The 11,555-nt window shown below is 52.6% G+C and carries 11 protein-coding genes; all 11 read left to right on the top strand.

Annotated features, from left to right (window positions below; genetic code table 11):
- The first annotated feature begins 38 nt into the window (after positions 1 to 38).
- The 11 genes from mraZ to EDC33_RS03915 all read left to right on the top strand — a co-directional run bounded on the left by mraZ (position 39) and on the right by EDC33_RS03915 (position 11,555).
- Positions 39 to 470, top strand: a complete 432-nt coding sequence (mraZ, locus tag EDC33_RS03965) for a division/cell wall cluster transcriptional repressor MraZ (RefSeq protein WP_040105712.1) — start codon at positions 39 to 41, stop codon at positions 468 to 470.
- An 11-nt stretch (positions 471 to 481) separates the two neighbouring features.
- Complete coding sequence (gene rsmH, locus EDC33_RS03960; protein WP_094905867.1) at positions 482 to 1,411, top strand: 16S rRNA (cytosine(1402)-N(4))-methyltransferase RsmH; 930 nt, start codon at positions 482 to 484, stop codon at positions 1,409 to 1,411.
- A gap of 11 nt (positions 1,412 to 1,422) precedes the next feature.
- Positions 1,423 to 1,794 (top strand): cell division protein FtsL, encoded by a 372-nt coding sequence (gene ftsL / locus EDC33_RS03955; RefSeq protein WP_124010239.1) that lies wholly within the window; start codon positions 1,423 to 1,425, stop codon positions 1,792 to 1,794.
- Entirely contained in the window at positions 1,781 to 3,931 is a 2,151-nt protein-coding gene (locus tag EDC33_RS03950) for a penicillin-binding transpeptidase domain-containing protein (protein ID WP_124010238.1), read from the top strand. The genes ftsL and EDC33_RS03950 overlap by 14 nt, the downstream gene beginning before the upstream one ends.
- An 11-nt stretch (positions 3,932 to 3,942) precedes the next feature.
- Complete coding sequence (mraY, locus tag EDC33_RS03945; protein ID WP_124010237.1) at positions 3,943 to 4,905, top strand: phospho-N-acetylmuramoyl-pentapeptide-transferase; 963 nt, start codon at positions 3,943 to 3,945, stop codon at positions 4,903 to 4,905.
- 1 nt (position 4,906) lies between these two features.
- On the top strand, positions 4,907 to 6,241 hold the full coding sequence (gene murD, locus EDC33_RS03940) for a UDP-N-acetylmuramoyl-L-alanine--D-glutamate ligase (RefSeq protein WP_124010236.1): 1,335 nt from the start codon (positions 4,907 to 4,909) through the stop codon (positions 6,239 to 6,241).
- Positions 6,242 to 6,258: 17 nt separating this feature from the next.
- Entirely contained in the window at positions 6,259 to 7,356 is a 1,098-nt protein-coding gene (locus tag EDC33_RS03935) for a cell division protein FtsQ/DivIB (RefSeq protein WP_124010235.1), read from the top strand.
- A gap of 115 nt (positions 7,357 to 7,471) precedes the next feature.
- Positions 7,472 to 8,929, top strand: coding sequence for a cell division protein FtsA (gene ftsA, locus EDC33_RS03930; RefSeq protein ID WP_124010234.1), 1,458 nt, complete (start codon positions 7,472 to 7,474; stop codon positions 8,927 to 8,929).
- Positions 8,930 to 8,955: 26 nt separating this feature from the next.
- A complete protein-coding gene (gene ftsZ, locus EDC33_RS03925; RefSeq protein WP_040105704.1) occupies positions 8,956 to 10,080 on the top strand; it encodes a cell division protein FtsZ in 1,125 nt (374 codons plus the stop codon).
- 58 nt (positions 10,081 to 10,138) lie between these two features.
- Positions 10,139 to 10,927 (top strand): purine nucleoside phosphorylase YfiH/LACC1 family protein, encoded by a 789-nt coding sequence (locus EDC33_RS03920; protein ID WP_124010233.1) that lies wholly within the window; start codon positions 10,139 to 10,141, stop codon positions 10,925 to 10,927.
- Complete coding sequence (locus tag EDC33_RS03915) at positions 10,914 to 11,555, top strand: YggS family pyridoxal phosphate-dependent enzyme (protein WP_124010232.1); 642 nt, start codon at positions 10,914 to 10,916, stop codon at positions 11,553 to 11,555. Before EDC33_RS03920 ends, EDC33_RS03915 begins: the two co-directional genes overlap by 14 nt.

Below are 11,555 nucleotides of genomic sequence, written 5' to 3'. Positions count from 1 at the left end.
GAGATGTGGTAAATTATTTGTATAGGCGAGGTGATTTGATGTTCATGGGAGAATTCAAGCATCAGCTTGATGCAAAGGGGCGCCTGATCGTCCCGAGCAAGTTCAGGGATGACCTGAATGGCCAGTTCATCATCACCCGGGGCCTTGATCAGTGCCTGTTCGGATACACATTGGAGGAATGGGCGCAGATAGAAAAGCGGATGAGTGCTCTGCCACTGACTAAAAAGGACGCCAGAAAGTTCATGAGGATGTTCTTTTCTGGGGCAACCGAAGTCGAAGTGGACAAGCAGGGCAGAATCAATATTCCAACGAACTTAAGGGAGTACGCCGATCTGACCAAGGAATGTACGGTAATCGGGGTCTCCCACAGGATTGAAATATGGAGTACAGAGAAATGGGACTCCTTCTACGAGGAATCGGAATCCCATTATGAAGATATAGCAGAAGAACTAATTGACTTTGACTTATAGGATGTGAGGATATGTTCAGGCACGATACCGTTCTATTGGAAGAAACAGTGGACGGGCTGAATATCCGTCCAGACGGCATCTATGTCGATGCCACTCTCGGTGGCGGAGGGCATAGTGCCTATATCCTTGAACAATTGACAACAGGACACCTGTACGCATTTGATCAGGATAGCTGGGCGATTCAGAACGCGCAGGAGAGATTTGAAGACATCGGGAACCTCACGCTTATACATTCCAACTTTGAACACCTGAAGGAAGAACTGTCCAGCCGGGGAATCACGGGAGTGGATGGCATACTATACGATTTGGGCGTATCCAGTCCACAGCTGGATATGACTGAAAGGGGCTTCAGCCATTCGAAGGAAGCCAGACTCGACATGAGGATGGATCAGGGCCAGTCGCTCGATGCCCATGAAATCGTGAATACATACACTTACGAGCAGCTGGTGGGCATCTTCTTCAGATACGGAGAAGAGAAGTTCTCGAAAAAGATTGCAAGGGAAATCGAGCGTGTCCGCAAGGAGAAACCGATAGAAACGACCACTGAGCTTACGGAAATCATAAAGTCGCAGATTCCGCATAAATTCAGAAGGACGGGCGGGCATCCTGCAAAGCGCGTGTTCCAGGCACTGAGAATTGCAGTGAACGATGAGCTGGGAGTATTCGAGCGGTCCCTCGAGCAGGCGATCGATCTGCTGAACAGGAAGGGGAGGGTATCCGTAATCACTTTCCATTCCCTGGAAGACCGGATATGCAAGCAGATGTTTGTGGAATATGAATCCGGGCCCGAGCTCCCGCGTAACATGCCGATCATTCCCGAAGCCTACGAGCCCATCCTGAAGCGGGTCAACAAGAAGCCGATCGTTGCAGACGATGCGGCAATAGAAGGCAATCCACGTGCGCGCAGTGCAAAGTTGAGAATTGCTGAGAAGCAAAAATAGGGAGTGTTATTATGGCAGTAGAACGCTATCATCAGACCCTGCCGCGTCCGCATACAGAACAGGATCCGGCCCAGGGGACCAGAAAGGCCAGCCGCGTTGTTGGACTCAAGAAATTCGAGACGCTCGTATATTTGATGCTGTTTGCCCTGATTGCAGCAGTGGCGGTCTATGTACTGTCATTGAAGATGGAAGCCTATTCCCTGCAGACGGAGAAGACCCAGGTGGAAAGTGAAATAGCAGTCATGGAGGGTGAAATCGGCGAGCTCAAGACCGAAGTGACCGACCTTGCCTCCTATGACAAGATCTATGAAAAAGCAAATGAACTCGGGCTGGATCTGGACAATGGAAATGTAAAGGTTGCTGAGAAGTATGGCAAGGATTAGAATCAGACTTGGTGAGAAAACTAAAACGCTATCAGTTGGTGCGCTCCTAATCTACCTTGGTATAGGAGTGCTTTTTCTATGCATATTTTGGCAGTTCAGCTATCTCATGATAAACAAGACGCTGGATGATGAGGACCTCGTTGCCCATGGCCATGACAAGTTCAGCCGCACCGCAGTGAACGAAGGTCAACGTGGTGAGATACTCGACAGAGAAGGCAACGTTCTGGCGAGCGATATGGAAGCATATCGGCTTGCGCTGATTACGGATTCAGACTATCCGAACCATGTGACCGATCCAAAGGAGACCGCCGAAGCACTGGCGGAGATCATAGATATGGAAGCATCTGAAATAAAGGAACGGATTGAGGAAGGCATAGAGGAGGAACGTTTCCAGGTCGAGCTCGGCAAGAAAGGGCGGGACATCTCCTACAATCAGAAGAATGCACTTGAAGATGCAGAGATCCCAGGCCTCGTCTTTGAAGCAGAGACCAAGCGCTTCTATCCGAATGGCGACTTCGCCTCACACCTCATCGGCTATGCCGAAAAGGGTGAGGGAACGGATGAACTGGAGGGCCAGCTTGGACTGGAGCGGGCCTATGACGACCTGCTGCAGGGGGAGGACGGCACGACGGACTACACGAAAGACCTGTGGGGCTATATCGTACCGGGCACCGATACAGTCGAACCGCCGAAGGACGGGGCGGACATGAAGCTGACCATCGACTCCAATATCCAGCTCTATCTGGAGGACTCCCTGGATACCATGGAAGAGCATTTCGAGCCGGAGGAGCTGTTCGCCGTCGTTGCGGATGCAGAAAGCGGTGAAATACTGGCGAGCGGCCAGCGTCCTTCATTCAACCCGAGGACCCGGGAAGGGTTCGGCAACAGCTGGCTCAACATGCTGTACCAGTACTCATTCGAACCGGGATCGACCTTCAAGGTGTTCGGCCTGGCTGCAGCGATTGATGCAGGCGTCTACGATCCAAATGCAACATATGAATCCGGATCATTCGACGTCAACGGCCATACCATCTATGACTGGGAAGAGGAAGGCTGGGGGAACATCACGTACAATGAAGGCATGCAATATTCCTCCAATGCCCTGATGATGATACTGCAGGATAAAGTCGGTGAGGATGCGATGCTCGACTACTACCGCAAATTCGGTTTCGGCGAACCGACCGGTTCCGAATTCCCGAATGAACAGTCCGGCACCCTCGCATGGGACGATCCGCTGCAGCGGAAGACGACTTCTTTCGGACAGACATCGACCGTCACCCCGATCCAGATGATCCAGGGGATGACTGCGATATTGAATGATGGCAAGATGAAGAAGCCGTACGTGGTCGAATCGATCACCGACAGCGCCACCGGTGAAGTGCTCCATAAGGGTGAAGAGTCGGTGGTACGCCAGGTGATATCCGAAGAGGCGGCCCAAAAGACCCAGGAAGAGATCAATACATTCGTCGGCGGCTCGATGGAGAGGAATCCGCAGTATCAGCTCGATGACTACGAAGTTGCAGGAAAATCGGGTACTGCCCAGGTGATCGATCCTGAAGGCGGCGGCTACATGGATGGGCCATATGAATTCCTGACATCCTTCATCGGCTATGCTCCGGAAGATGACCCTGAAGTCATCGTCTATTACGGTGTGAAGCTCGCTTCGAAGAACAAGCAGGATACTTGGGACATCGGCGTCATGCCGGGGTTCAATCCATTGATGGAGCGGACGCTTAAATACCTGAACGTCGGAGGAGCCGATGATGATCAGACGGCTGAGGTCACCGAAGTCGGAGACTACAGCGGCAAAAAGCTTTCAGAAGCTGCCCCGGCATCCGCCGACACGATACAGACCATCGTCGTCGGTGATGGGGAAGAGATTATCGACCATCATCCAAAAAATGATAGACTATTACCATATGAAACCTTCTTCGTGAAAACCGAAGGGGAAGCAAAGATGCCTGACCTTACGGGGCTATCCAAGCGAGAGGCAATCATGTTTGGAACATTCATGGATATGGATGTATCCACAGAGGGCGAAGGATATGTGAAATCACAGTCCATTGCACCGGGTACTGTACTGGGTGATGAAGCAGCAGTCGAATTCACCCTGTCATCCAATGATCCAGCAGACTAGAGGAGGACACAATGAACTACTTATTTCTATTCATCGCATTTATCTTGACTGCCATTCTGGTGCCGTTGACAATTCCGCTGCTGAAGCGGATGAAGTTCGGCCAATCCATCAGGGTGGAAGGACCGCAGAGCCACCAGGTGAAGACCGGTACGCCGACGATGGGGGGGCTGACGTACCTCATTCCTGCAATCGTGCTGTCGGTCATCGCCCTGCCGCTGGTCGATGATGCCTACAAGATGCTGGTCATGGTGATCGTCACCGTAGGCTTCGGGCTGATCGGCTTCATAGACGACTACATCATCGTCGTCAAGAAGGACAACAAGGGACTCTCTTCCAAGCAGAAGTTCCTGGCCCAGATCGTGGTTTCCGTAATCGTCTACTTCATCATGACCCGGGCGATTCCGGATATTGCTGCAGGCATCCATATCCCGGGCACGGATTTCGACATTCCGCTCGGTGTACTGTTCGTCCTGTGGATCGTCTTCTGGCAGGTCGGCTTCTCGAATGCGGTGAATCTGACGGATGGCCTCGACGGCTTGGCAACAGGACTTTCGATCATTGCATTTTCAAGTTTTCTCGTCATCGCATGGACACGCGGGGAAATGGAGATCGTCCTTTTCCTGATGATCCTGATCGGTGCGCTGGCAGGATTTCTGATATACAACAAATATCCGGCGAAGCTCTTCATGGGAGACACGGGGTCGCTTGCGCTGGGCGGCATCATCGCCACCGTCTCGATCATGCTGAATGAAAGTCTTTTGCTGCTTCTCATCGGAATCGTCTTCGTCATAGAGACGGCTTCTGTGATGCTGCAGGTTGCTTCATACAAGATGACGGGCAGAAGGATATTCAAGATGACACCGATACACCACCATTTTGAACTCAGTGGCTGGAGCGAATGGAAGATCGTCCTCGTATTCTGGACGGTGGGCATAGTGGCAGGCGCAATCGGTGTGCTATTGGGGGCGTTATAGAATGGATACAGCCGGTTTTGAAAATAAGAATGTGATCGTCCTCGGCTACGGCCGGAGCGGGCGGAGTGCAGTATCGGCCCTGGCATCACTCGGTGCAAACATCACACTGACGACAAATGAAGTCATCGCGGATGAAAAGATCAGACAGACGCTCAAGGGCTGGGGCGTCGAGATAGTGGATGGCCACCACCCGGCCAGCCTGCTGAATGATGCTGAACTGATCGTAAAGAATCCGGGCATCCCATACACGATTCCCTTCCTTGAAGATGCGGAGACGCGGGGGATACCCGTCATTACAGATGTCGAGCTCGCCTATCATATGTCACCCGCCCCGATCATCGGGATTACAGGAACGAACGGAAAGACCACGGTGACGCACCTGATCGGCGAGATGCTCGAACGCTCGGGTCTGTCGCCGATACTCTGCGGCAACATTGGCTATCCTGCTTCGGAAGCAGTGCGGGAGGCGACGGCGGAGGATATCCTTGTCATGGAGCTTTCCTCATTCCAATTGATGGGCATCAGGGACTTTTGCCCGGATACCGCAGTGTTCACGAACATCTATGAAGCGCATATCGACTATCATGGATCGAAGGAAGCCTATGTCCAGGCGAAGATGAACCTCATCTCCAATATGGATGCAGCGCAGACCGTCATCTTCAATGGCAGGCAGAAGGAAATGCTTGATGGGCATCCCGGCCTGCATGTGGAATACTTTTCGGCGGAAGGCGACCATGAAGCGTGCATCAAGGACGGTGTCATCGTCCATAAGGGCACACCGCTGATCCCCCTCGATCAGGTGAAGCTGCAGGGGGCCCACAACCATGAAAATATTCTGGCGGCCATCCTTGCGGCGAAGAACCATGGGGCCAGCGACGCCGGTATCCGCGAGACGCTGTTGCACTTCGGCAGCATCCCCCACCGCATGGAATATCTTGGGGAGCACAGAGGCGCCGCCTATTACAACGACTCCAAGGCGACGAACAACCTGGCCACGACGTTTGCGCTGGAGAGCTTCCAGGCGCCGGTCATCTGGATTGCAGGCGGGCTCGACCGCGGCCAGTCCCTCGACGGGCTCATCCCTTCGATGGACAGCGTGGCCATGATCATCACTTTTGGTGAGACGAAGGAGAAGTTCCAGGCGCTCGCTGAGCGGACCGGTAAGGCGGTCGAACTGGCCGAGCACCCCCATGATGCGGTCATCAAGGCAGCACAGTATGCAGAGGCGGGAGATGTGGTGCTGTTCTCCCCTGCCTGTGCAAGCTGGGACCAGTACAAGGACTATGAAGCACGGGGAGACCATTTCAAAGAAGGATTCAGCACGCTCGGGAAATGAAGGAAGGGGGTGGGCCGATGAATGGAAGATCCGATGTAGAAGAAATGAAGCAGAAACTGAAGCGTTCCAGGGCATCCCGTGAACGGCTGGCGGCCGGCTCATCTTCGGGAGGCTCCGAAATCAATCCAGGAGAAGACACGACAGCGCATAGGGCCACATTCCATCAGGGGAAGAATGAAGGCGCCCGCCCCCCGGGCCCTCATCATGATGTGGATGAAGAAGAGATAGAGACCTATGCGCCGAGGGAGAAGCACAGGGATGCACCAAAAAAACAGAGGCGGAAGCGCCCCCGTTTAAAGTTTACCCGGACGCACTTCTACCTCATGCTGCTGATGCTCCTTGTATCCCTGGTTGGACTGCTCATCTGGTACGTGGCGAGCAGTGCCAGTGAAGTGAAGAATATAGAAATCAGCGGCAACCAGCTCATCAGTGATGAAGAAGTGGAGGAGCGCCTGCAGTTCGGCACAGGTGACAGGATGTTCAGCGCGAACCTGTCCCGGGCGACCGAAAACATCGCGATGCTGCCCGCTGTCGAAGAAGTGGAGATCGAGCGGGAGTGGTGGAACACCATCAATGTTTCCGTGACGGAATACCAGGCCGTCGGATATGTCGCCAACAACAGCGACTACTATCCGGTCCTGGAAAATGCCCAGGTGCTGCGCGGCTATCCCTCCACTCCGGGTTCGGCGCCAATCCTGCACTATTTTGAAGGCCGTGAATTCGACCGGATGGTGGAGAGCCTGAATGATATAGAGCCGGACATCCGGGAAGGCATCTCGGAAATCTACTACCGCCCGTCGGAAAATTCCTCGACACGCATCCACATGTTCATGAACGACGGTCAGGAGATCGTCGCCGACTACCGTACGATAAACGAGAAGATGAATTATTATCTGAGCATGCGTGAGGAGATCGGCGATCCGCAATCCGGCCTCATCGATCTGGAGATCGGCAGCAGCTTCCTGCCATATGGCAGCGACGAAGCTATGGAAGTGAAGGCGGGCATCTACGAGGCGCCTGTCCAGGCACCATACATCGAAGAGGTCAATCAGGCCCTCGGAGATGTAAAGGAGAGCCTTTCAAATATCGGGGAAGCAGAAGACGGGGAAGAATGATTCCTCGTCTGTTTTTATACTGGACTATTCAGTGCAAATAGTTCACAATATAAAAAGTATAATGTAAACTATATGATAGATACAGCTGAAACAGGCTTGCTAGGAGGCAAATGAGTTGAAGGAACATTATTATGTTGCCCTGGATATCGGTTCCGCGAGTGTGAAGGCGGTCGTTGGTGAGAAATTCCATGATGGCGTCAACATCATAGGCACTGGCCAGACCTTCACGGATGCAATATCCAAAGGGAAAATAAAAGATTTTGATCTGGCGAGAAATGCAATTATAGATACGGTTAAAAAAGCAAAGATCTCATCCGGTGTGGACATCGATGAAATCTTTTTAAAAATGCCCATTACTGAAACTGAATTCAAGATCGGGGAAGAGGAGCTGCGTTTTGGCGGCAACTCCACAGAAATCAATGGTACGCACATCGAAGACCTGCTCGAGACCCTCCGTGAGCGGGAAGTCCACAGCGACAGGGAAGTCATCACGGTCTATCCCATCCATTTCAAGGTCGATGACCTGCATGAAGTGATGGATCCGAAGGAAATGATGGCGACGCAGTCGCTGTTCGTCCGGGCAGGCATCATACTGATGAACAGGACACTCCTGATGAACGCGGTCAAATGTGTCGAAGATGCAGGACTGACAGTCCTTGACGTCTATTCCGACGCAGTCAACTATCAGCATGTGCTGAGCGAATCTGAAGTCGAACTCGGCGGTGTGGTCATCGACATCGGTGCAGACCTGACCCAGTTCGGCTATTATGAGCGGGGTACAGTAAAGTATGCAGACAGCATCCCGGTCGGGGGCAACCACATTACAAATGACCTCTCCGAAGCATTCAACACGACTTTCGAAGCAGCAGAAAAGGCGAAGCAGCAGTATGGCCATGCCTTCTACGACCTCGCATCCTCAGAGGATATCGTCAGGCTCCCACAGCGCGACGGTGAACTGGACATCGAAGTGACTCCAAAAGACCTTGCGGACATCATCGAGATGAGACTGGAAGAAATGTTAATGACTGTATTCGAAGCACTGCAGGAGCAGCGCATCACAAAGGTGAATGGCGGCTTCGTCGTCACGGGCGGCACCGCAAACCTGCTCGGCGTCAAGGAGCTCCTCCAGGATCTCGTCTCCGAGAAGATCAGAGTCCATATTCCAAACCAGATGGGCGCACGCAAGCCGGAATTCTCAAGCGTCATTTCCACAGTATCCAGTGGAATAATGTTTGATGAACTCCTTGAGTATGTTACAATTGATAATTATGGTACGGAGTCGAAAAATACTGTAGATTCAAGTGATGGAGAGGCTTCAGGAAGCTTCTTCACAGGTCTTTTCAATAAACGTAAAGAGCAGAATACCCATCAGCTGGAACAGGGCGAAACTTACAAGTTTCCGTCTGAAGCATCCCGCGGGGAGCAGCCGGCTGAAGAGGAGTATTCGGACTACGCATATGATGAGGAACGCTCGGATGAAAAAGTCACCCGTCGCTCCGAAGAGACAGGCCAAGGCGAACAGAAAGACTACCGTGGATATATGAAGAAGCTCTTTAAAAATTTGTTTGAGTAAGATGAATGACTGGGAGGAAATGAAAAATGTTAGAATTCGAGCAAGGGTTTAACCATATGGCAACATTAAAAGTTGTCGGCGTCGGTGGCGGCGGCAACAACGCAGTCAACCGGATGATTGATGACGGCATGCAGAATGTCGAGTTCATCGCAATCAACACAGATGGACAGGCTTTGAACCTGTCCAAGGCAGAATCCAAAATCCAGGTCGGCGAGAAGCTGACACGCGGTCTTGGTGCAGGGGCCAACCCGGATATCGGGAAAAAGGCTGCTGAAGAGTCCAGGGAACAGATTGAAGATGCGATCCAGGGCGCAGACATGGTCTTCGTCACTGCAGGAATGGGCGGCGGAACAGGTACCGGTGCAGCACCGATTGTAGCCAAGATCGCCAAAGAGATGGGCGCACTGACAGTCGGCGTCGTTACACGTCCATTCTCCTTCGAAGGCAGAAAGCGCCAGACGCAGGCTTCTGCAGGCGTTGATGCAATGAAGGCAGCGGTCGACACACTCATCGTCATCCCGAACGACCGTCTCCTGGATATCGTGGACAAATCCACACCGATGATGGAAGCGTTCAAGGAAGCGGATAACGTACTGAGACAAGGTGTCCAGGGCATATCCGACCTCATCGCCGTCAGCGGTGAAGTGAACCTCGACTTCGCAGACGTCAAGACGATCATGACCAACCAGGGATCTGCACTCATGGGCATCGGGGTCTCCAGTGGTGAGAACCGTGCCATTGAAGCGGCCAAGAAGGCAATTTCAAGCCCGCTCCTCGAAACATCCATCGTGGGCGCCCAAGGTGTCCTGATGAACATTACAGGCAGCGAGTCACTGTCACTGTTTGAAGCACAGGAGGCTGCGGATGTAGTACAGGATGCGGCAGATGAAGACGTCAACATGATCTTCGGTACGGTCATCAATCCGGAACTGGAAGATGAAATCGTCGTCACGGTCATCGCTACAGGCTTCAACGAGAAGTCCGTGAACCGCACGCCTGAGCGTGAAGAGAAGAAGGAATCATTCACCTATCCGACTTCCCCAAGGGAAAGCGCGCCTGAACGCGAAGCGGAACCAAGGGAAAGCAGTGCGCAGGATGACGACTACGAAGTACCTACGTTCCTGCGGAACCGTTCAAGACGCAGACGATAGAAATAAGCTATAAGTCAGAAGGGCACGCCTTTCTGACTTATTTTTTGAGGTGTAACGGATGAAATTCATAGACCATACGCATCATGTAGGCAATGAGGAGCGGGATGTCCTGTTCGGCTATACAAAGAGGACCGGTGGAAGGAGCAGCTATCCATCCGGGAGCTTCAATATGGCCCTCTACATCGGTGATGATGCAGCAAATGTACATCATCATCAGGACCGTCTCGGTGCGGCAGCCGGCTTTCCGCCGGAACGCTGGGTGATGCCGATCCAGAAGCATGGCGGCAATATAGAGGAAGTCACCCTGGCGGATGCAGGTACGAATGTCAGAGAGTTGTCCGATCAGCTTTATGATGTGGACGGCCTGTATACATACGACCCGGGAATCATGCTCGCCATGAATTACGCAGACTGCGTCCCCATCTATATATGGAGCAGGAGCAATGGCTTCACCGCACTTGTCCATGCGGGTTGGCGCGGCACATCACACAGAATCATTAAAAGGATGATCGAGCGCTATGAAGGGGACCCGAAAGATCTCACAGTGGTCATCGGGGTCGCGATAAACGGCCCATGCTATACAGTGGACGCGCCCATCATCCGGGCACTTGAAGACGCAGGCCTGCCGGAAGGGGCAGTCGATGCACATGATGAAGGGTTCGACCTTGATCTGAAGGCCGTAAATCGGCATCAGGCATTGAATGCGGGCGTGGACGCGCGCCATATCCATGTATCAGCGCTTGGTACAGAGGACCTGGACCGTTTCTTCTCCTATCGGCTGGAGAAGGGGGAGACCGGTCGTGCACTTGCATTTATCGGGAGGAAGAAAGATAATGATAAAGGATAACTATGAACAGCTGAAACAGGAGATCGGTGATGCCGTGACATTGATTGCGGTGACGAAATACCACTCCATAGACGAGACGCTCGAAGCCTATGATGCAGGAGTCAGGCATTTTGGCGAGAACCGTGTTGAGGGGTTCCTTGAAAAGCGGGAGGCCCTTCCAGAAGATGCGGAAGTCCATTTCATCGGTACGCTGCAGTCGCGCAAGGTGAAGGATATCGCAGGCCATCTGAACTATCTGCATTCCCTGGACCGGGAAAGTGTCGCCAAAAAAATTGAACAATACAGTGAAAATGCTGTAAAATGCTTTGTACAGGTCAACGTATCAGGCGAAGCGTCCAAGCATGGGCTGTCACCGGAGGAAGTCCCCGGCTTTCTGGAGGCGATGGAATCCTACAGTAAGGTAATGGTCATCGGTCTGATGACCATGGCACCGCATACAGAGGATGAATCCGAAATCAGTGCGGTATTCGAACGTCTCGCAGCACTGCGGGATTCGCTCAGGACAGGCAACCACGGTAATATCCAGGTGGAGGAGCTGAGCATGGGGATGAGTAATGATTATGGCATTGCGATCCGGCACGGTGGTTCATATGTCCGTATTGGCAGCAAATTAATGGGAAGCAGGTGA

It is taken from the genome of Salinicoccus roseus (assembly GCF_003814515.1).
GTDB classification, from domain to species: Bacteria; Bacillota; Bacilli; order Staphylococcales; family Salinicoccaceae; genus Salinicoccus; species Salinicoccus roseus.
Note: the sequence above shows the minus strand (reverse complement) of the source record. Positions and strands in the feature narration are given on the sequence as shown.